Annotated in this window: 20 protein-coding genes; 15 read left to right on the plus strand and 5 right to left on the minus strand. The window is 67.7% G+C overall.

What is annotated here, in order from left to right:
- Positions 1–102 precede the first annotated feature (102 nt).
- The 4 genes from proP to ABE546_RS01545 form a co-directional block, all read right to left on the minus strand.
- Entirely contained in the window at positions 103–1,590 is a 1,488-nt protein-coding gene (gene proP, locus ABE546_RS01530; protein ID WP_313212147.1) for a glycine betaine/L-proline transporter ProP, read from the minus strand.
- Between the two features lie 367 nt (positions 1,591–1,957).
- Positions 1,958–2,287, minus strand: coding sequence for a thioredoxin family protein (locus ABE546_RS01535; RefSeq protein ID WP_313212148.1), 330 nt, complete (start codon positions 2,285–2,287; stop codon positions 1,958–1,960).
- Between the two features lie 9 nt (positions 2,288–2,296).
- A complete protein-coding gene (locus ABE546_RS01540; protein WP_313212149.1) occupies positions 2,297–2,710 on the minus strand; it encodes a host attachment family protein in 414 nt (137 codons plus the stop codon).
- Between the two features lie 116 nt (positions 2,711–2,826).
- A complete protein-coding gene (locus ABE546_RS01545) occupies positions 2,827–3,879 on the minus strand; it encodes an alpha/beta hydrolase fold domain-containing protein (protein WP_313212181.1) in 1,053 nt (350 codons plus the stop codon).
- A 234-nt stretch (positions 3,880–4,113) separates the two neighbouring features.
- Here ABE546_RS01545 and ABE546_RS01550 point away from each other — a divergent pair, with 234 nt between their 5' ends.
- The 15 genes from ABE546_RS01550 to ABE546_RS01620 all read left to right on the plus strand — a co-directional run bounded on the left by ABE546_RS01550 (position 4,114) and on the right by ABE546_RS01620 (position 19,279).
- Complete coding sequence (locus tag ABE546_RS01550; RefSeq protein WP_313212150.1) at positions 4,114–5,106, plus strand: aldo/keto reductase; 993 nt, start codon at positions 4,114–4,116, stop codon at positions 5,104–5,106.
- 75 nt (positions 5,107–5,181) lie between these two features.
- A complete protein-coding gene (locus tag ABE546_RS01555; protein ID WP_313212152.1) occupies positions 5,182–6,366 on the plus strand; it encodes a hypothetical protein in 1,185 nt (394 codons plus the stop codon).
- Between the two features lie 78 nt (positions 6,367–6,444).
- Positions 6,445–7,122 (plus strand): DUF3348 domain-containing protein, encoded by a 678-nt coding sequence (locus ABE546_RS01560; RefSeq protein WP_313212153.1) that lies wholly within the window; start codon positions 6,445–6,447, stop codon positions 7,120–7,122.
- Positions 7,123–7,132: 10 nt separating this feature from the next.
- Positions 7,133–9,538, plus strand: coding sequence for a DUF802 domain-containing protein (locus ABE546_RS01565; protein WP_346462440.1), 2,406 nt, complete (start codon positions 7,133–7,135; stop codon positions 9,536–9,538).
- Entirely contained in the window at positions 9,535–10,182 is a 648-nt protein-coding gene (locus ABE546_RS01570) for an OmpA family protein (RefSeq protein ID WP_346462442.1), read from the plus strand. The genes ABE546_RS01565 and ABE546_RS01570 overlap by 4 nt, the downstream gene beginning before the upstream one ends.
- Positions 10,172–10,777, plus strand: a complete 606-nt coding sequence (locus ABE546_RS01575) for a DUF2894 domain-containing protein (RefSeq protein WP_313218475.1) — start codon at positions 10,172–10,174, stop codon at positions 10,775–10,777. The genes ABE546_RS01570 and ABE546_RS01575 overlap by 11 nt, the downstream gene beginning before the upstream one ends.
- 294 nt (positions 10,778–11,071) lie before the next feature.
- The gene (mdcA, locus tag ABE546_RS01580) at positions 11,072–12,715 is read left to right on the plus strand and encodes a malonate decarboxylase subunit alpha (protein WP_346462444.1); all 1,644 of its coding nucleotides are present in this window, start codon (positions 11,072–11,074) and stop codon (positions 12,713–12,715) included.
- Between the two features lie 10 nt (positions 12,716–12,725).
- Complete coding sequence (mdcC, locus tag ABE546_RS01585) at positions 12,726–13,046, plus strand: malonate decarboxylase acyl carrier protein (protein ID WP_346462445.1); 321 nt, start codon at positions 12,726–12,728, stop codon at positions 13,044–13,046.
- Positions 13,043–13,939 carry a biotin-independent malonate decarboxylase subunit beta gene (locus ABE546_RS01590; protein WP_313212162.1) on the plus strand — a complete coding sequence of 299 codons (897 nt, stop codon included), beginning with the start codon at positions 13,043–13,045 and terminating at the stop codon, positions 13,937–13,939. Before mdcC ends, ABE546_RS01590 begins: the two co-directional genes overlap by 4 nt.
- Positions 13,930–14,634, plus strand: coding sequence for a biotin-independent malonate decarboxylase subunit gamma (gene mdcE, locus ABE546_RS01595; protein ID WP_346462447.1), 705 nt, complete (start codon positions 13,930–13,932; stop codon positions 14,632–14,634). The genes ABE546_RS01590 and mdcE overlap by 10 nt, the downstream gene beginning before the upstream one ends.
- Before the next feature lie 3 nt (positions 14,635–14,637).
- Positions 14,638–15,276 (plus strand): malonate decarboxylase holo-[acyl-carrier-protein] synthase, encoded by a 639-nt coding sequence (gene mdcG / locus ABE546_RS01600; protein ID WP_346462449.1) that lies wholly within the window; start codon positions 14,638–14,640, stop codon positions 15,274–15,276.
- Positions 15,273–16,139, plus strand: coding sequence for a triphosphoribosyl-dephospho-CoA synthase MdcB (gene mdcB / locus ABE546_RS01605; RefSeq protein ID WP_346462451.1), 867 nt, complete (start codon positions 15,273–15,275; stop codon positions 16,137–16,139). Before mdcG ends, mdcB begins: the two co-directional genes overlap by 4 nt.
- On the plus strand, positions 16,136–17,053 hold the full coding sequence (mdcH, locus tag ABE546_RS01610; protein ID WP_346462453.1) for a malonate decarboxylase subunit epsilon: 918 nt from the start codon (positions 16,136–16,138) through the stop codon (positions 17,051–17,053). The genes mdcB and mdcH overlap by 4 nt, the downstream gene beginning before the upstream one ends.
- A gap of 87 nt (positions 17,054–17,140) precedes the next feature.
- Positions 17,141–18,484 carry an SLC13 family permease gene (locus tag ABE546_RS01615; RefSeq protein ID WP_123729373.1) on the plus strand — a complete coding sequence of 448 codons (1,344 nt, stop codon included), beginning with the start codon at positions 17,141–17,143 and terminating at the stop codon, positions 18,482–18,484.
- A gap of 75 nt (positions 18,485–18,559) precedes the next feature.
- Positions 18,560–19,279, plus strand: coding sequence for a GntR family transcriptional regulator (locus ABE546_RS01620; protein ID WP_019184590.1), 720 nt, complete (start codon positions 18,560–18,562; stop codon positions 19,277–19,279).
- Positions 19,280–19,283: 4 nt separating this feature from the next.
- Here ABE546_RS01620 and ABE546_RS01625 read toward each other — a convergent pair whose 3' ends face one another.
- Positions 19,284–19,529: a hypothetical protein gene (locus tag ABE546_RS01625; RefSeq protein ID WP_019184591.1), complete on the minus strand. Its 246-nt coding sequence runs from the start codon at positions 19,527–19,529 to the stop codon at positions 19,284–19,286.
- Positions 19,530–19,565 lie beyond the last annotated feature (36 nt).

The raw sequence follows: 19,565 nt of genomic DNA on the forward strand, positions 1-19,565 counted from the left end.
CACTGGCCGAGCGGGCTGACATGTTGCGGTGCGGGTGTTGCCGGCGCCGGGCCGATCGCCCGGCGCCATTGGTGCGCCGTTGATGATGGACGCGGACCGGCGTTACGCCGGACGCGCGTCCTCCGGCACGGCGGCCACCGGCAGCGTCGGCTGGGTCGCATCCACCGTGACCGGCTCGTCGCTGTGCATCAGCGCACGGGCTTCGGCCTCGCTGGCCACCGCCGGCGGCGAACCACGCAGCGGCATCCCGGCCGTCTCACGCACGAACAGCATGGTGATCACGCCGATCACCGCCGCGCCCATCAGGTAGTACGCCGGCACCAGCGGATCGCCGGTGCGCTCCACCAGCCAGGCGGTCACCAACGGCGTGGTGCCACCGAACAGCGAAACCGATACATTGAACGCGATCGACAGCGCGCTGTAGCGCACCGGCGTATAGAACAGCGCCGGCAGCGTGGACGGCATCGAGCTGGTGAAGCACACCAGCGCCACGCCGAGCAGCATCAGCCCGAGGAAGATCAGCCAGTCATTGCCACTGCCGACCAGCTTCAGGCACGGGATCGCGAGCAGGAACAGCGCGATGCAGGCACCGATGATCATCGGGCGGCGGCCCAGGCGATCGCTGAACAGCCCGCCCAGCACATTGAGCGGCATCATTACCAGCATCACGATGATGATCAGCAGCAGGCCTTTGCTCTCGGCATAGCCCATCGTGACGCTGAGATAGCTGGGCATGTAGGTGAGCAGCATGTAATCGGTGACGTTGAACACCAGCACCAGGCCGACACAGATCAGCAGCTGGGCCCAATGCACACGGAACAGCGCGCCCAGGCCGGGGCGTTCGTGATCGCGCTTCTCGGCCTCTTCGGCATACGCGCGGAACGCCGGCGTCTCTTCGAGCTTCATGCGCATGTACAGGCCAAGCAGACCCAGCGGACCGGCGACGAGGAACGGGATGCGCCAGCCCCAGTCCAGCATCTGCGTGCTGCTCAGGGCCATGTGCAGCGCGGTGACCGTGCCGGCACCGGCGATGTAGCCGCCCAGCGTACCGAACTCCAGCCAGCTACCCATGAGGCCACGATTGCGGTCGGTCGAATACTCGGCGATGAACGTTGCCGCGCCGCCATACTCACCGCCGGTGGAGAACCCCTGCACGATGCGGGCAAGCAGCAGCAGCGCCGGCGCCCAGATCCCGATGCGGTCGTACGAGGGAATCAGGCCGATGCTGAAGGTACCGGCGGCCATCAGGATCATGGTGGCCGCGAGCACCTTCTGCCGCCCGTACTTGTCGCCCAGCGGCCCGAACACCAGCCCGCCCAGCGGGCGCACCAGGAAGGCGACGGTAAAGGTGGCGAAGGTGGCGATCAGCTGTGCGGTCGGGCTGCTGTCGGGGAAGAACACCTGGCCAAGGGTCACGGCGAGGTAGCCGTAGACGCCGAAATCGAACCACTCCATCGCGTTGCCGAGTGCGGCGGCGCCAACGGCCTTCTTCAACATGGGACGATCAACGACGGTGACTTCGTCGACATGCATCTGGCGGCGGCGTTTGAACCAGCCGAAATGAGCGTGTGCGGCAGGCAGGTCCTGCATCTGCTTTCTCCTGGAAGCAGGCCATCACGGCGCCCGAGGTCCCGCGCACGGCACAGGAAATACCGCCTCTGATGACACAGCGCGATGCGCGAAGAGGGGTTGCAACAGACGATCCCGGACGGCCGCGTGGACTCAGCGACGCTGCGGGATGGATGACCAGGAAGCGGGCAATGGCCCGGGGGTGATCAAGCGAGCCATGTTACTACATTTGGCCAGCGCGAGCCCCGTACTGCCCTGTCTGGCAGCGTGGAACAGCGTGTTTCAAGCTGTTTGGGTACGCTTTTCACGCGATGCATACACGCCTGCGCAACGCGGGAAATGGATTGTACTGACTGTGATCGCACGGCGGTTGAGAGTGGGCCGTGTGTTACTGCCCGCTCTCAAGCGCATCGATCAGTGGCGCCAGATCCTCGCGCTCATGCGGTCGCACCGCCCGCGCGATTTCGTGGCCGTCGCGCAGCAGGATCACGGTCGGCCACAGCTTCACGGCAAAGGAGCGGCCCAGTGGCCGCCCCTTCCCGTCCTCGACCTTCAGGTGTGTCGCGTCGTAGCCACCCAGAAACTTCTGCAGCAGGGGCTGGGCGGCACTGCAATGGCCGCACCAACCGGTACCGAATTCCAGGAGCACCCATCCGCTGCCCGCATCGATGTCGGCACGGGTGATGTCCGATGGGCTGTACTCACGAACGAAGGTCATGGGCGATTCTCAGGACAGCGCGCGCTGGATATCCTCCAGCGGCGCGTTGGTGAAGTCCTTGGCCAGATCCTTGAGCAGACGCTCCTGGGTTTCCTTGTGCAGCAGCGGGCGGATACGGCCCAGGGTCTGCGGGTCGGCGATCAGGATCAGGTGCGCGTAGCGGTTCTTCAACGCGTCTTCGTTCAACTGCGCCGCCACCTGCTTGGCAAACGTCGCCTCGTTGAGCTGGGAAATCGACATTTCCTGGGGCACCGAGCCGGACGGCCCCTGCCCGGATGCGCCGGTATCGCTCACGGCCTGCAGCTGCAGTTCCCCCTCCTGCTTGAGTTGCAGCTTGTGCGCGGTGCCAACGTTGGTGAACACGCGGGCCGAGCCGCCATCGGCTACAACGACCAGGGTACCTTCGGGAATCTGCTGACTCATCATCTACTCCTTATGGGGAAAACCGAGCGCGGGTGCACTAGGGTTCCACCGTAGGCAACGGCATGTAAGCACCGTGCATACGGATGTATGCACAGCGTATGCAGGCCCTGTGCGCCCTACTCCCCCGGGGATGCCGGCAGCGGCATCTGCAGGTGCCTGGCGAAGAAGCGCGCCATCACCCGGTAGGCCTGCTGGCTTTCCGGCAAGCGCGCGTCCAGGTGGAAGGCGTGGCCCAGGCCGTCCCAGACGTGCAGGTCCGACTCGCGGCCGAGGTCCACCAGTCGGGAATGGGTGTAGGCGACGTTGCTCATTTCGGCCGCGCGGGTGGCGGTGATGAACAGCGTGGGCGGAAACCGGGCCAGTACCGCATCGGAAAACACCGGCGACACCAGTGGATCCCGGAAATCGACCTTGCCGTAGTACAGATCTTCCATGATCGGCAGCGTGCCATCGGCATGCGGCAGCAGGGCGTCGGTCACCGCTGCGGCCACATAGCGCGAGTCGCCGCCGTAACGGGCATCGCCGCCGGCGCAGAACAACCCGGCCGCGGCCGGCATCGGCAGCTTCTCCTTGTCGAACCACGCCAGCGATTCACCGGTCAGCACGCCGCCGGCCGAGCAGCCGAACAGGGCGATGTGCTGCGCGGGCATTTTCTCCAACGCGGCGCGATATACCGCCGCGACATCCTCGCTGGCGGCCGGAAAGTGGTGCTCGGGCCCCTGCCGATATTCCACCGCCACCACCGTGGCACCGGTCATTGCCGCCACCGGGATCGCCTCGAGCAGGCCGAGACTGTCGGCACGCCCGAAGACGAAGGCGCCGCCATGCAGCTCGATCAGCAGCCGCCGCTGCGCCGGGTCGGCGGGTGCACTGTGCGGCTCGACCCGCACCACCGGCACCCCGTTCCAGCGTTCATGGTGCAGCTCAACCGGATAGCGCTCGCGCAGCGCCTGGATTTCTCCGTAGGCCCACGCGTCCGCGCCCTTGCGGATCGCTGCCAATTCCTTGAGCACGGTGGCGTTGTCCATCTTTGCGACGGGATCACCGTTGACCACCGCGCTGCGCATCGCCGCCTGTGCTTCAGGGCTCAGATAGGGCGAGAGCGGTAAGGCAAAACCGGGGACGTTCCGCACGCCCTCCGCGGCTGAAGGTGCGGGCGTGGCCGCCATGACGGTCCCGCTGGCGGCCAACCACAGCGCCATCGGCGCGATCTTCCCGGTCCAACCCATCTTCCGCACTCCCCTGTGAGATCGGGTCACAGAGTAATCGTTGCCTCACCGCAGACGCTACGCAGCCGGGCCGGGATCCTTGCGCCCAGGGCAACTGTCTTTCGCCGCTGGACGGGTGTTTGCGGACCAACGCCGCGCGCAGACTGCCTGGCCTGCAACCTCGGACCCCACCGCATGCGCATTGATCTCCCCGGCCGCGTCGGCTTCGGCACCGCCCCTCTGGGCAACATGTACCGCGCCATCCCCGAACAGGAGGCACTGGACACCGTGCACGCCGCCTGGGACCACGGCATCCGCTACTTCGACGCCGCCCCCATGTACGGCGCCGGCCTGGCCGAACTGCGCCTAGGCGAAGCGCTGCAACACTATCCGCGCGATGCCTATGTGCTCAGCACCAAGGTCGGCCGTCGCCTGCTGGATGAAACCGAAGACACCGCCCAGCGTGATCTGGGTGAGAAAGGAGGCCTGTTCGAGCACGGACTGCCCAACAGAATCGTCTACGACTACAGCGCCGACGGCACGCTGCGCGCGATCGAAGAGAGCCTGAAGCGCCTGAAGACCGACCGCCTCGACATCGTCTGGATCCATGACCCGGCCAAGGATTTCCATGGCGATGACTGGCGCGCCGTGTTCCACCAGGCCATGTCCGGTGCCGCGACCGCGCTGACCCGGCTGCGCGAGGAAGGTGTCATCAAGGGTTGGGGCCTGGGCGTCAACCGCGTCGAGCCCTGCGTGATGGCGCTGCAGCAGGCCGACCCGGATGGCTTCGTGCTCGCCGGGCGCTACACCCTGCTGGATCACCACGAAGCGCTGGCCAATCTGATGCCGGCGGCCGAAGCGCGTGGTGCCAGCGTCGTGGTCGGTGGTCCCTACAACTCCGGCATTCTCGCCGGCGGCGCGCACTATGAGTACCAGAAAGCCGGCGCCGAGGTGCTGCATCGCGTGGGGCGCCTGCAGCAGGTGTGCGCGCAGTTCGGCGTGGATATCCGTGCCGCAGCGCTGCAGTTCTCGCTCGCCCATCCGGCGGTCGCGGCGGTGATCCCGGGCGCCAGCCAGCCCAGCCGTATCGCGGAGAATCTGGCGTTGGCCGAGGTCGCGATTCCGCCGGCATTCTGGAGCGCGCTGCGCGAGCAGGGCTTGGTCTCCCCGCACGCGCCGTTGCCGTGACTACAACTTCTGGCACCCGCATTCGGTCCTGCAGCCTGCCACCCTGCGCGAAACACCGTGTGCGCAGGAGCCGTAATGAACAGGATGTTGGTCGTGGGTGTGGTATTGGCAATGCTGTCGTTGCCTGCAAAGAGCGCGCCGCCTGAAACAGCAACACAGGTGATCGTGCTGGGCGTGGACCATGCCGCGCAGCTCGTGGCGCGTGAGGATCGACCCGCGGTGCTGGCGGCGTTCCTCGATCGCGCTGCGCCCGATGCCATCTGCATAGAGCGATCGCCGGAGGCATTTGCACGTAACGATTTCTATGAGTTCACCTACGAAGTGCAGGACGTGGTGGTGCCGTTCGCCCGGGAGCGCAACATTGACGTGTGCCCCTTCGACTGGCATCCCTCGACGGAAGACGCCCAACTGGGCTTCGGCATGGATCTGGAGGCGATTCCTGAAATCCGGCCGATCCGGGGCTTCCAACAGTTCCTGACCTTCCCCGAGCCGGCGCAATTGCACCGAACGCTTTTCCATGCCGACGATCCCCACAATGTGACGCGCTCCACGCAATGGAGCCTCACCCCAGCGGCACGTACCGCACAGGACCTGCCACGTCGCCTGTTCCTGTATCGCACCTTCCTGCAGGCCAAGCGCATCGCGGCCGCCGCGCGGGCGCATCCAGGCGGCACCGTGGTCGTGGTGGTCGGTGAGTTCCACAAGCGCGACATCGATGCTGTGCTGGCCGATGAGCCCGGCATCGTGGTGGTGCAACCGTCGAGCCTGGGTGCCCCGAACGATGCGGATGTCCACCAACGGGAACTGCCGGCGTACCGCTTCGCGGTCGCCAGCTTCAACCTGCTCGGCAGACAGGCAGAAACAGGCAACCGCGACGACGCATTCCTGCGCGAAACGGTGGACGCCCTGTCCGGGAGTGGTGCTGCCGCTGAGGTGCAGTTGCTGGCGACACGACTGGACCTGCTGCAGGGCCGCATCAGTCGCGCCGAGGCGATCGGGCGTTACAGACAGATTGCGGCCATCGCCGGCGAGGCACGATTCACCTGGACCGGGGTGAAGGATATCCGCCGTCTGGATTCCTGGTTCGACCCCTTCGGTAACCTCAGCGTGCGCCAACGCGCCCACCTGGAGCTGGCGCGTGAATCGATTCGGGCCGGCCGCCGCGCTGAAGCAGACCGGCTCAGGACGGCGCTGGGCGGTGAACTCACCGCCCGCCAGCGCAGGCAACTGGACGGTTACTGGCCCCTGCTGGCGAAGTGAGGGCCGGCCGAGCCTGAACCCCGGCGCCGGGCGGCTACCGGTCATTACGGTGTAAAATTCATCGTTTTAACCGGAACAATGGCCAAAACCGCGCAACGGACGCCTGTCCCGGGCCCGGCCTTCATCCGGCTGCTGGCCCGCCTCGCTGAGAGCAACCTGTCCTCGACGGGCCCTGCCCTGTCAGACCGGCTCAGCGAGTGGGTGGACTGGACGCGGGCGGTGACGTTGTCCAAGGCGCTCGATGGCCGGCTGCCGGCCGCGGTCGAGGGGCCGGACTTCGATGCCGACGAGGACGCCGAGTGCCAACGCCTTCGCGCGGCGCTGGAGGCGAGTATTGTTCAGGAACCTGAGACCACCAAGCCGCCTCGCCGGGTGGTTGACGCCGACGGTGCTGCCGCCGCTATCGAATACACCGTGTACGGCGAGCGCTATCTCACCCTCCAGCGCGCCATGCTCAGCGCCACCAGCCGTCTGCGCGGGCGCCTGCGCGACATGTTGACCCGCCGCTCGCCCGAGATGGCGCGGCTGGCCGAGGTGGACGCGCTGATGGAGCAGACCCTGAGCGCGCGGGAGTACAGCCTGCTGGCCAAGGTGCCGGTGCTGCTGAGGGTGCATTTCGAACGCCTGCGCGAGGCCGGCAGCGACGATGCCTGGCGCGAGGTGTTCCGCCGCGACATGCAGAGCCTGCTGTTGGCCGAGCTGGATATCCGTTTTCAACCGATCGAAGGCCTGCTTGCAGCGCTTCGCACCCACTAACCGGGACGTCATGTTCAGAACCAGTCTTCACTACGTTGTTTTCCTGCTTGGCCTTGTGGCGGTGTGCTGGATCGGGGCGGGCTATGCCAGCACCAATCCGGTCGGTTTCGCTGTCGCCGCGCTGATCGCCGTCTGCTACCTCGCCGGTGGCCTCGAGCTGTATCGCTACCGGCTGGCGACCGCCTCGCTGGCGGCGGCCAGCGCCAGTGCGGGCGCCGCCAGCGCCGGGCTCGCCACCTGGTTGGGCCAGCTGCATCCCAGCCTGCGCAATGCCGTGCGCCTGCGCGTGGAAGGCGAGCGCGTCGCCCTGCCCGGCCCGGTGCTGACGCCGTACCTGGTCGGCCTGCTGGTGCTGCTGGGCATGCTCGGCACGCTGCTCGGCATGATGGCGACGCTGCGCGGCACCGGACTGGCGCTGGAAAGCGCGACCGACCTGCAGGCGATCCGCGGCTCGCTGGGTGCGCCGGTGGAAGGCCTTGCGGTCGCCTTCGGCACCTCGATTGCCGGTGTCGCCACCTCCGCCATGCTGGGCCTGCTCTCGGCGCTGTGCCGGCGTGAACGGCTGGAAGCGGTGCAGCGGCTGGACGTGGAGATCGCCACCACCCTGCACACCCATTCCCAGTCCTGGCAGCGCAATGAAGCCTTCCGGCTGCTGCAGCAGCAGGCCGAGCTCATGCCCGCGCTGGTGGATCGGCTGCAGGCCATGACGGCCGCGATCGAGCAGCAGAGCAGCGCCTCGGGCGAGCGGCTGCTGACCAACCAGCAGAACTTCCATGCCAAGGCCGACGAAGAATACGCGCGCCTGACCGCCGCGATCGAGCAGTCACTCAAGGACAGCGTCGCCGAAAGCGCACGCACGGTTGGCGCGGCCTTGCAGCCGGTGATGGACACCACCCTGGCCGGCATCGCCCGCGCCAACGCCGCCATGCACGAGACGGTGACCGAGGCAGTACAGCGCCAGCTGGCCGGCCTGACCGAGGGCTTCGACGCCAGCCGCGTCGCGACCGCCGCGACCTGGCAGGCCGCACTGGACAGCCAGCAGCAGACCAACACCGCATTGACCGCCGACCTGCGCGTCGCGCTGGACGGATTCGCCGCGCAGCACGATCAACGCGCGCTTGGCCTGCTCGATGCGGTCTCCGCGAAGCTGGTCAGCACCGCTGACGGTTGGCAGGCGGCCCAGTCCGCACAGCAGCAGACCAATGAAGCCATGGCGACCGAGCTGCGCAATGCGCTGGCCACGTTCGCCGAGCAGCATGGCGAGCGCTCCAGCGCCTTGCTTGAGGCGGTCTCGGCCGAGCTCAACACGACCGCGACGCGCTGGCAGGATGCCCAGGCCGCGCAGCAGCAGACCCATGCTGCGCTGACTGCCGACCTGCGCAGCGCGCTGTCCCGCTTCACCGAAACGCATGACGCCCGGGCCGCCGGCCTGATCGACGCGGTCGGCAGCCGCATGGAGGCCACCACCGCGCAGATTGCCGATGCTTGGCAGCAGGCGCTGGCCCGCCAGGATGCCGCTGCGACCGCAGTGAGCGCGCGTCACCAGCACGCGCTGGATGCTGCCGCCGCGACGCTGCAGGCCCAGGCGGTGTCGCTCGGCGAGGCGATGCAGCAGTCCCATGCCCAGCTCCAGGACGCCTTGGAAGCGCGCGATCAGCAGCGTCTGACCGCGTGGACCGAGGCCTTCACCGGCATGAGCGCCAGCCTCGGCGAACGCTGGGAGCAGACCGGCGCCAGTGTCGCCAGCCGTCAGCAGGAGATCTGCGACACCCTCGCCCGCACCGCCAACGACATCACCCAGCAGGCACAGGCGCACGCCAGCGAGACGATCAGCGAGATCTCGCGCCTGGTCCAGGCGGCGTCGGAAGCGCCCAAGGCCGCGGCCGATGTGGTCGCCGAACTGCGCAGCAAACTGTCCGACAGTCTGGTCCGCGACACCGCCACGCTGGAAGAACGCAGCCGTCTGCTGGCGACCGTGGAGACCCTGCTGGATGCGGTCAACCACGCCGCCAACGAGCAGCGCGTCGCCGTGGATGCCCTGGTCTCGACCTCGGCCGAGCTGATGGACCGCGTTGGCACGCGCTTCACCGACCACATCGAAGCCGAGACCGGCAAACTCGGCAGCGTGGCCGCGCAGGTCACCGGCAGTGCGGTGGAAGTAGCGAGCCTGGCCGATGCGCTCGGCAGCGCCGTGCAGTCCTTCGGCACTGCCAGCGACGGCCTCAACGAGCGCCTGGCCCAGATCGCCGCCTCGCTGGATGGTTCGCTGGCCCGCAGTGACGAGCAGCTGGCCTATTACGTGGCCCAGGCGCGTGAGGTGATCGACCTCAGCGTGCTGTCGCAGAAGCAGATCATCGATGAACTGCAGCAGCTGGCGGGCCGCCGCAGCAGCAAGGCCGGGGCCGCCTCGGCATGAGCGACGAGATCGAAGTCGAGGCCGACGGAGGCGCGCCGATCTGGGCCGCCTTCGGCGACCTGATGTCGGTGCTGCTCGGCGCGTTCGTACTGATCCTGGTCGGCGTGGTCGCGCTGCAGTTGGAGCTGACCAACCGGCTGGATGAAGAGGTCAAGCAGCGCCAGGCCGAAGTGCAGCGCCGCCAGACGCTGGAGCAGGCCTTGGCCGGCCCGCTCGCGGCCGGGCGTGTGACGCTGGTGGATGGCCGCATCGGCATCCGCGGCAATGTGCTGTTCGCGTTGAACTCGGATCAGCTGCAGCCGGAAGGTGCCGACGTCCTCAAGAGTCTGGCCGGGCCGTTGAAAGGCTACCTGGCCGCGCGCGAGGAGATCCTGATGGTCAGTGGCTTCACCGACGACCAGCAGGTGCGCGATGGCAACTGGCGCTTCGCCGACAACTGGGAACTCTCCGCCGAGCGTGCATTGACCGTGACCCGCACCCTGATCGCCGAAGGCGTGCCGTCGGATGCGGTGTTTGCCGCAGCGTTTGGCTCGGAGCAGCCGGTGAGTTCCAACGCCGACGGGGATGGCCGCGCCAAGAACCGCCGCGTCGAAATCGCCCCGATCCCGAAACCCAAGGCGAGCAAGGCCGCGGATGCCCCGTAACCCTGTCGCAACCGCTGAGATTCTCGAGAACTGGCGAGCGGACAAGCTCGACGGGCTGGACCGCACGCGTTTTGCGATGATCGAGGCGTTGCATGCCCGCATGCAAGCGCATGACGGTGAGGTGCGGGCGCTGTTGCAACGGAAGCTGGATGCGTTGGTCGCGGGTTACGCCGAGCGGGTTGCCGAGGCGTCGGCATCGGTAGTGACCGCGCCGGGCCTGTCATCGGGACGCATCGGTCTGCAGGCGCTGGTCACGGAATTGACCGGGAAGCACAATGCTGCGTATCCGGATTTGCCGGTGCTGGGTGAGGTCCGGGCGACGTGGGCCAGGCTTCGCAATGCCAGCCAGCTCAAGCAATCGCTGGCCCAGATGCCCACCAATGGTGGGCCGTTGAACTCCGGTGTACTGGTCCATCGCGCCCTGACGCTGATGAAAGAGACCTCGCCCGGCTACCTGACGCATTTCATGGCGTACCTGGATGCGCTGTCGGGCATGGAGCACCTGCATCAGTGGGGCGTGCTGGTGGCGACGCCGAAAGTGGTGCCGCGGGGGGCGAAGCCGCGGCGGCCGCGTGCGGGAAAGGGAGCGGGCTGATCCAGGCGTTCCATCTGCGTGCCTTGATGGCCGCACGACATTGCCCCGAGCAACGCTGAGCCGAGGTCGCGCCAGCAAGGTATTGCCCGCTTTGAACAAACATGCCTGCGCGTTCGCCAGCCATCCCGCTCAGCAACGATGCCGCGACGCTCGGCGCATTGACGCTGAGGATGGCCAGGGGAGTCGGCTCTAACTGAATACGACAGGCCCAGAACTGGCCTCATCAGGCCTCTTGCCCCGGCCAAACTCGGGTGATAGCTTTGTAATTACAGCGTAATTATGAAGAGGCGGCAGATGGCTCGAGACTGGAACACGCTAGCGGATCGCCGCCAGGCAAGGCTGCAGCGGGCCGCCGATGCCGGGCTCGGGCGCTTGCTGCCCCATGCCGAGGTTCCCCGCCTGCTGCATACCGTGCTCGAACCCGGCGACCGGGTCTGCCTGGAAGGCAACAACCAGAAGCAGGCCGATTTCCTCGCCGAGTGCCTGGCCCAGCTCGATCCCGCGCAGGTCCACGGCCTGCACATGGTCCAATCCGTGCTCTCCCTGCCCTCGCACCTGGACGTCTTCGAGCGCGGGATCGCCCAGCGCCTGGACTTCTCCTTCTCGGGTCCGCAGAGCGGCCGGCTGGCCAATCTCGTCGCCGAGGGCCGGATCGAGATCGGGGCGATCCACACCTATCTCGAACTGTTCGGCCGCTACTTCATCGATCTCACCCCGCAGGTCGCACTGATCGCCGCCCAGGCCGCCGACCGTCACGGCAACCTCTATACCGGCCCGAATACCGAAGACACCCCCGTGATCGTCGAGGCCACCGCGTTCCGGGGCGGCATCGTGATCGCACAGGTCAACGAAATCGTCGACACCCTCCCCCGCGTCGACATCCCGGCCGATTGGGTCAACTTCGTCACCGAGGCGCCGCGCCCCAATTACATCGAGCCGTTGTTCACCCGCGACCCGGCGCAGATCTCCGAGATCCAGGTGCTGATGGCGATGATGGCCATCAAGGGCATCTACGCCGAGTACGGCGTGCAGCGCCTCAACCACGGCATCGGTTTCGATACCGCGGCGATTGAGCTGCTGCTGCCCACGTATGCCGAATCACTGGGGCTGAAGGGCAAGATAGGCACGCACTGGGCACTCAATCCGCATCCGGCACTGATCCCGGCGATTGAATCGGGCTTCGTCCAGTCCGTGCATTCGTTCGGCTCGGAGCTGGGCATGGAGCGCTACATCGAAGCGCGCTCGGATGTGTTCTTCACCGGCAGCGACGGCAGCATGCGCTCCAACCGCGCGTTCTCGCAGACCGCCGGTCTGTACGCCTGCGACATGTTCATCGGCTCCACGCTGCAGATCGATCTGCAGGGCAACAGTTCCACCGCCACCCGTGATCGCATCGCCGGCTTCGGCGGCGCGCCCAACATGGGCTCGGATGCCCGCGGCCGCCGCCATGCCAGCCCGGCCTGGCTCAAGGCCGGCCAAGAGGCGGCGCTGCCCGGGCAGATGCCACGCGGGCGCAAGCTGGTCGTGCAGATGGTGGAAACCTTCCGCGAGCACATGGCGCCGGCCTTCGTCGACCGCCTCGATGCCTGGGAGCTGGCCGAGCGCGCGCAGATGCCGCTGCCGCCGGTGATGATCTACGGCGATGACGTCACCCACGTACTGACCGAAGAAGGCATCGCCAATCTGCTGCTGTGCCGCAGCCCGGAGGAACGCGAACAGGCGATCCGCGGCGTGGCCGGCTACACCGCGGTCGGCCTGGGCCGTGACCGCGCGATGGTCGAGAACCTGCGCGACCGCGGCATCATCCGCCGCCCGGAAGACCTCGGCATCCGCACCCGCGACGCCAGCCGCGACCTGCTTGCCGCGCGCTCGGTCAAGGATCTCGTGCGTTGGTCCGGTGGGTTGTACAACCCGCCCAAACGCTTCCGCAACTGGTAAGGGGCACGCCATGGAAACCCTGCATTATCGCTTCCCCGGACAGCACGATCTCACCGAGCGCGACCATCTCGCGCTGGTCGGCGTGGTCGGCTCGGGCAATCTGGAAGTGCTGATCGAACCCACCCCGCTGGACGGTGCGATGGAGATCGAGGTGATCACCTCGGCCACCGGCTTCGACACCATCTGGCAGGCCGTGCTGGCCGACTTTGCCGCGCGCCACCCGCTGCGCAACGTGCGGTTGTCGATCAACGATGCCGGCGCGACACCGGCAGTGGTCAGCCTGCGGCTGCAGCAGGCGCTGGAAACCCTGCAGGAAGGAGACGCCGCGTGAGCAGTCACAGCTTTTACGAGGCCGATGCCCGCGAGCGTATCCACGGACTGCTCGATGCCGGCAGCTTCAGCGAGTTCGTGGGCCCGGCCCGCCGCATCATCAGCCCACACCTGGCCCAGCTGGATCAGCCCGGTGCCTTCGATGACGGCATCGTGGTCGGCACGGGCAGCTTGAGCGGTCGTCATGTCCTGATCGCTGCGCAGCAGGGCCAGTTCATGGGGGGTGGCGTCGGCGAAGTGCACGGCGCCAAGCTCACCGGGCTGCTGGAGCGTGCCGTTGCGGTGCGCCCGGAGGCGGTGCTGCTGCTGCTCGACAGTGGCGGCGTGCGGCTGCATGAAGCCAACGCCGGCCTGGTCGCCATCTCCGAGATCATGCGGGCGGTATTGGCCACCCGTGCCGCCGGGATTCCCGTGTTCGCCCTGATCGGCAGCGGCAACGGGGCATTCGGTGGGATGGGCATCGTTGCCCGCTGCTGCACGGCGGTGGTGATGTCCGAAGAAGGCCGTCTCTCGTTGTCCGGCCCGGAAGTGATCGAGACCGTACGCGGCGTGGAAGAGTTCGACTCGCGCGACCGTGCCTTGGTGTGGCGCGTGACCGGCGGCAAACACCGCTATCTGATCGGCGACGCGGTGCAGTTGGTGCCGGATCGCATCGAGGCCTTTGCCGATGCCGCAACGGCGCTGATGGTCTTACATGCCGAGGCGCAGGATCCGCTGGACGCGCTGGAACAGGCGCACGCCCGGCTCGGTGCACGGATCAACGCCTATGGCGGCTGCCGCGATGGCCTGGAGGTCTGGCGCCTGCAGGGCATTGCCGATGCCGACCAGCTGCCCGTGCTTGACACCGCTGACTTCCTTGACGCCGTCAAGAGCCGGAGCCTGCCATGGAACTGACGCCGCTGCTCGATGCCCTGTTCCCGCTCGGCCACGCGGTCACCCGCGAGGACGATGTACTGGGCGGCACCGCCACCACCGCCGCCGGCGACGTCACCGTCATCGGCACCGCCAACAAGCTGGAGGTGGGTGTCGATCACGCACTGGCGCTGGCCGCCACCGTGCTGGCCAGCACGCGCGCACATCCGCAGCGACCGATCGTGATGCTCGTCGATACCGCCGGTCAGCGTTTGGCGCGCCGCGATGAGATGCTCGGCATCAACAGCTACTTCGCGCACCTGGCGCGTACGCTGGATCTGGCCCGCCGCCGCGGTGCGCCGCTGGTCAGCCTGGTCTACGGTGAATCCGTCAGCGGCGGTTTCCTGTCGTTCGGGCTGATGGCCGACCGCATCTATGCCCTGCCCGAAGCGCAGGTGCGCGTGATGGATCTGCGCGCGATGGCACGCGTCACCAAACAGCCGCTTGAGAAACTGCAGGCGCTGAGCCAGAGCTCGCCTGTGTTCGCGCCGGGCGTGGAGAACTACGTACGCATGGGCGCGGTGGAGGCCGTCTGGGAGGGCGATCTGGCGCAGGCCCTGGTCGATGCGCTCCACGCGCCTGTCTCCGGCGATCAGCGTCGCGCCCGTGGCGCCGAGCGTGGTGGCCGCCTGTTGGCGCGCGATGTCGCCGCTGCCGTGGCCGCAGGCGAGGCCTGAACCATGCGCCGTCACGACCTGGTCTGGCTCGCTCCGCAGGCACCGTGGCAGGTGCTGACCCCGGGCGCGGATGCGCGCCTGCGGGCGTGGGCCCAAGCGCGCCTGCCCTTTGTCGTGGCGCGACGCGATCCGGTCACTGATGGCGATCAGCTGCGGCTGGGCGTGCCGTTGCCCTTGGTCGAGCGGCGCCAGCGGCTGTCTCTGCGGGTCGAACGCATCCACGTGCAGCGCACCGCACCGCCGCCGTTGCTGGCCGAGGTCGCCGAAGCACTCTCCGCCCCCTGGCGCCATGCACTGCTTCCTTTGCTGGCCGACCTGCTTGAACCCACCCGACCGCCCCGCGTGTTCGGCAGCTTCGCCTGGCAGAGCCTGACCGGCGTGCCGTATCTGCACGCCGGCTCCGATCTGGACCTGCTCTGGGAGATCACCGATCACGCGCATGCTGCGGCGCTCACCGAACGCATGCGGCGCTGGGAACGCGAGCACGGCCTGCGCATCGATGGCGAGCTGCGCTTGCCCGCCGGGCGTTCCGTGAGCTGGCGCGAGTACACCGGCGATGCCGCCCGCCTCCTCGTCAAATCGGATGACGCCTGCTGGTTGTCCACACGCGATGCCCTGCTCACGCAGCCGGTGGCCGCATGAACGCCGTGCCCCGCCCCGCCCCGTTGCCACCGCCCTCCCCCACGGCGGCTGCGCATCGGCTGGCCCGGATGGCGATCACCAGCCTGCATGCCGAACTGGCCTGCGCCCCCAAACCCGGGCTGGTCACGCCATGGAGCCGCGGCAGCCACGATGACATGGACGCGGCCACCTTCCTGCGCAGCCTGTTCGCGCTGCGTGGCTACTTCGTGGCGGTCGCCGCCGCCGGTGCGCACAGCGCGGCGTTCGATCATCTGCGCATGCTCGGCATCGAGGCGGAAACGGCAATGCTGCGGGCGACGGGTGGCATCAACACCCATCGCGGCGCGATTTTCAGTCTCGGCCTGCTGGTCGCCGCGTCCGCGCGTCTGCGTCATGTCGTGCATGCTGCGCCTCAAGGCACTGCGGTCTGTCATGCGGTACGCGGGTACTGGGCGCCCGCGCTGCTCGCCGCACCGTTGAACAGCGCCAGCCCTGGCCAGCGCGCCCGCCAGCGGCATGGCGTGCCCGGTGTGCGCGAACAGGCGGCGCAGGGATTCCCGCTGCTGCGCGAGGTCGCCCTGCCCACCCTGCAGGCCACCCTGCGCGCCACCGCTGACCGGCAGGCCGCGATGGTGCAGACACTGATGTCGCTCGTCGCGGTCACTACCGATCTCAACCTCCTGCATCGCGGCGGTGAACGCGGGCTGGCCTTTGCACAGCAGCAGGCACGTCGCTTCCTCGCCGAGGGCGGCGCGCTGGAATCCGGCTGGCGGGCACGGCTGGGGCCGGTGTGCGACGCATTCCAAGCACGTCGGCTCAGCCCGGGCGGCAGTGCCGATCTGCTGGCCTGCGCGTGGTTCCTGCACCTGCAGGAGCGCGCATGAGCCTGGTCCTGCTCTGTCCCGGTCAAGGCGGCCAGCATCCGGATATGTTCAAGCGGGTGCGCGGGAATCCGCAGGCGCAGCCGGTGCTCGATCTGGCCAGCGCGCTCCTCGGCGCACCGGTCGAACCATTGGCGGCCGACCCATCGCGCTTCCACAACGCAGTGGCCCAGCCGCTGGTCTGCGCCGCGGCGCTGGCACATTGGGCGGCGCTGCAGACGCAGCTGCCGCCCATCACCGCCGTCGCCGGCTACAGCGCCGGCGAGCTGGCCGCGCACGCGGTGGCGGGCAGCGTCGACACGGCCACCTGTCTGGCCCTGTCGCGCGAGCGTGCCCGGTTGATGGACGCTGCAGCGCCGGCCGATGCCGGCCTGCTGGCGATGATCGGGCTGGACGAACGTCGCATCGCACGTCTGTGCGCGACGCACGGGGTGTTCCTGGCCATCGTCAATGGGCCCGATCACGTGGTCCTCGGCGGCCTGCGGCCTGCGCTGGAGGCCGTCGCCGCTGACGTGGCTGCCCACGGTGCCCGGACCGTCCCGCTGCCGGTGGACGTGCCCGCGCATACCCCGTTGCTGGCCGCAGCGGCGCTGGGCTTTGAGAAGCCGTTGCGCGCACTCCCACTGCACGCACCCCGGCTGCGCCTGCTGGCCGGCATCGATGGCCGCCTGGTCAGTGACGTCAGCCGTGTCGTGGCGACGTTGTCGGCGCAGATCGCCCAGCCGGTGCAATGGCAGGACGTGCTGCAGCAGGCGGTCGAGCGCGGCGGGCGCGTCTTCCTGGAGCTGGGCCCGGGCGCGGCGCTCAGCCGCCGGGTTCGCGAACTGCACCCGCAGCAGGAGGCGCGTTCCGTCGAGGATTTCCAGACGCTGGAGGGCGTCCTGGAGTGGGTGGACCGCGCATGCGCACGCGCATGAGGGTCCGCCGGTAACCGTTGCACCCTGTAACCCTCGATGGCGGGTCGCCATCATGCTGCACGCGTATCAAGTGTCTCGGGAGGGCGCATGAGTCCGCAAATCGCAACGATCATCGGCTTGGTGATCATGTTCATCGTGGCCACGGCCCTGCCCATCAACATGGGTGCCGTGGCATTCGCGCTGGCCTTCATCATCGGCGGCCTGTTCGTCGGGATGGAGGGCAAGGAGGTGTTGGCCGGCTTCCCGGGCGACCTGTTCCTGACCCTGGTCGGCATCACCTACCTGTTCGCCATCGCGCAGAAGAACGGCACCATCGATCTGCTCGTGCACTGGGCGGTCAAGGCGGTGCGCGGGCATATCGTCGCCATTCCGTGGGTGATGTTCGTCGTCACCGCGGTGCTGACCGCCTTCGGTGCGCTCGGCCCGGCCGCAGTGGCCATCATCGGCCCGGTCGCGCTGCGCTTTGCCAAGCAGTACAAGATCAACCCGCTGATGATGGGCCTGCTGGTGATCCACGGCGCGCAGGCAGGTGGCTTCTCGCCGATCAGCGTGTATGGCGGCATCACCAACCAGGTGGTGCAGAAAGCTGGCCTGGAAGTCACGGAAATGGCCGTGTTCCTGACCAGCCTGGGCTTCAACCTGCTGATGGGGATCATCTGCTTCTTCGCCTTTGGCGGGCTGGCCCTGATGCGTCGCGCACCAACCGCGACCGAGCCGTTGATCGCCGGCAGCCAGGCGTCCTCGCGCCAGTTTGCGATCGAAGGCCACGGCGCCCTGGTCTCGGCGGGCGGTGGCACGCTCTCCAATGATCCGGATGCGCTGGATGACGTGCGCATCAACCGCGAGCGCGTGTTCACCCTGATCGGCCTGCTCGGGCTGGGCATCGCGGCCCTGGTCTACAACCTCAACGTCGGCCTGGTCTCGATCACCGTCGCGGTGGTGCTGGCCCTGCTCTCGCCGAACTCGCAGAAGGGCGCGGTGGATGGCATCAGCTGGTCGACCGTGCTGCTGATCAGCGGCGTGGTTACCTACGTGGCCGTACTGCAGCAGGCCGGCGCGGTGGACTACATCGGCCATGGCGTGGGTGCGATCGGCATCCCGCTGCTGGGCGCGCTGCTGGTCTGCTACGTCGGTGGCATCGTCTCGGCGTTCGCCTCCTCGGCGGCGGTGCTGGGCGCCACGATTCCACTGGCGGTGCCGTTCCTGATGCAGGGGCATCTCAGCGCTGCCGGTGTGATCTGCGCACTGGCGATCTCCTCCACCGTGGTGGATGTCAGCCCGTTCTCGACCAACGGCGCACTGGTGGTTGCCTCGGCGGCGAAGGAAGAGCGCGAAGCCCTGTTCCGTCGCTTCCTGGTCTACAGCGGCCTGGTGGTGGCCTTCGGTCCGCTGCTGGCATGGCTGCTGTTCGTCGTGCCGGGCTGGATGTAAGCGCACGGCGGGTCTGCACCGGCAGGCCCGCCATGACCCGGTAGAATGCTGCACACCTTCCCATGAAGCCCTGCCATGCCCCTGGCCCCTGGTCCCCGCCTGTCCAAGAAACGCGTGCCGCTTTATGAAGAAGTGGCCGAGCGGCTGCGCCAGAAGATCTACGACTACGAGCTGCCACCGGGTGAATGGATCGACGAGCCGCTGCTCGCCGAAGAACTGGGCATCAGCCGCACCCCGCTGCGCGAGAGCCTGAAGCTACTGGCTGCTGAAGGCCTGGTGCAGCTCGATGCGGGCCGCGGCAGCCGGGTCACCCGGCTGACCCTGGAAGACCTCAACCAGCTTTTTCCGGTGATGGCGATGCTGGAAGGCCGCTGCGTGCATGAGGCGGTCAAGCGCATCGATGAAGCGGGCGTGGTCCAGCTGCAGGCGCTGCACGATGCCATGGAAGTCGCCGCGGCCGCGGGCGACCTGGCCGAGTACTACCGCAACAACTATCTGATCCACGAAAGCCTGCAGACCCATGCCGGCAACCCGTGGCTGATCCGCGTCACCCACGACCTGCACCGCATCCTGAAGATGCATCGCGGCCGGCAGTTGCTCACGCCGGGCCGCATGGCCCAGTCACTGGCCGAGCATCGCGCCCTGATGGCCTGCATCCGCAACCGCGATGCCGAAGCCGCCGAGCAGATGATGAACCGCCATCTGCTCAGTCAAGGCGAAGCACTCGCGGCCTATGTGGCCGCCGGTGGCCAGCTGAACGTGCCTGCGCCGCTGCCTCGCCAGGGCGGGATCTGAGCGCTCAGGCCAGCTCCACCGTCAGCCGCGTCAATGATTGCCCCAGCAGGTGAAGCCGGATCTGGTCCAGGCTGGTGAAGTAGCACGCCGTATCGGCGCCGGCCAAGCGGTAGATGCCGCGCTTGCCGCCCAATAGAACGAATTTTTCCTGGTCCACCAGGTACTGGGCGACCGGCGGCACACCCTGTGCCTTGAGCGCATCGATATCGATGGGTTCAAGGGCGTCCAGATCATGTAGTGCTGTGGTCATGGGAAAAGAAACTTCGCGACGGGAATGCCAGCTTAG

It is taken from the genome of Stenotrophomonas sp. TWI377 (assembly GCF_039674525.1).
Lineage (GTDB): Bacteria > Pseudomonadota > Gammaproteobacteria > Xanthomonadales > Xanthomonadaceae > Stenotrophomonas.

Bases quoted from the DNA above. Each gene is read 5' to 3' on its own strand.
- proP (WP_313212147.1), bottom strand. From the start codon at position 1,590: ATGCAGGACCTGCCTGCCGCACACGCTCATTTCGGCTGGTTCAAACGC.
- ABE546_RS01535 (WP_313212148.1), bottom strand. From the start codon at position 2,287: ATGACCTTCGTTCGTGAGTACAGCCCATCGGACATCACCCGTGCCGAC.
- ABE546_RS01540 (WP_313212149.1), bottom strand. From the start codon at position 2,710: ATGAGTCAGCAGATTCCCGAAGGTACCCTGGTCGTTGTAGCCGATGGC.
- ABE546_RS01545 (WP_313212181.1), bottom strand. From the start codon at position 3,879: ATGGCGGCCACGCCCGCACCTTCAGCCGCGGAGGGCGTGCGGAACGTC.
- ABE546_RS01550 (WP_313212150.1), top strand. From the start codon at position 4,114: ATGCGCATTGATCTCCCCGGCCGCGTCGGCTTCGGCACCGCCCCTCTG.
- ABE546_RS01555 (WP_313212152.1), top strand. From the start codon at position 5,182: ATGAACAGGATGTTGGTCGTGGGTGTGGTATTGGCAATGCTGTCGTTG.
- ABE546_RS01560 (WP_313212153.1), top strand. From the start codon at position 6,445: ATGGCCAAAACCGCGCAACGGACGCCTGTCCCGGGCCCGGCCTTCATC.
- ABE546_RS01565 (WP_346462440.1), top strand. From the start codon at position 7,133: ATGTTCAGAACCAGTCTTCACTACGTTGTTTTCCTGCTTGGCCTTGTG.
- ABE546_RS01570 (WP_346462442.1), top strand. From the start codon at position 9,535: ATGAGCGACGAGATCGAAGTCGAGGCCGACGGAGGCGCGCCGATCTGG.
- ABE546_RS01575 (WP_313218475.1), top strand. From the start codon at position 10,172: ATGCCCCGTAACCCTGTCGCAACCGCTGAGATTCTCGAGAACTGGCGA.
- mdcA (WP_346462444.1), top strand. From the start codon at position 11,072: ATGGCTCGAGACTGGAACACGCTAGCGGATCGCCGCCAGGCAAGGCTG.
- mdcC (WP_346462445.1), top strand. From the start codon at position 12,726: ATGGAAACCCTGCATTATCGCTTCCCCGGACAGCACGATCTCACCGAG.
- mdcE (WP_346462447.1), top strand. From the start codon at position 13,930: ATGGAACTGACGCCGCTGCTCGATGCCCTGTTCCCGCTCGGCCACGCG.
- mdcG (WP_346462449.1), top strand. From the start codon at position 14,638: ATGCGCCGTCACGACCTGGTCTGGCTCGCTCCGCAGGCACCGTGGCAG.
- mdcB (WP_346462451.1), top strand. From the start codon at position 15,273: ATGAACGCCGTGCCCCGCCCCGCCCCGTTGCCACCGCCCTCCCCCACG.
- mdcH (WP_346462453.1), top strand. From the start codon at position 16,136: ATGAGCCTGGTCCTGCTCTGTCCCGGTCAAGGCGGCCAGCATCCGGAT.
- ABE546_RS01615 (WP_123729373.1), top strand. From the start codon at position 17,141: ATGAGTCCGCAAATCGCAACGATCATCGGCTTGGTGATCATGTTCATC.
- ABE546_RS01620 (WP_019184590.1), top strand. From the start codon at position 18,560: ATGCCCCTGGCCCCTGGTCCCCGCCTGTCCAAGAAACGCGTGCCGCTT.
- ABE546_RS01625 (WP_019184591.1), bottom strand. From the start codon at position 19,529: ATGACCACAGCACTACATGATCTGGACGCCCTTGAACCCATCGATATC.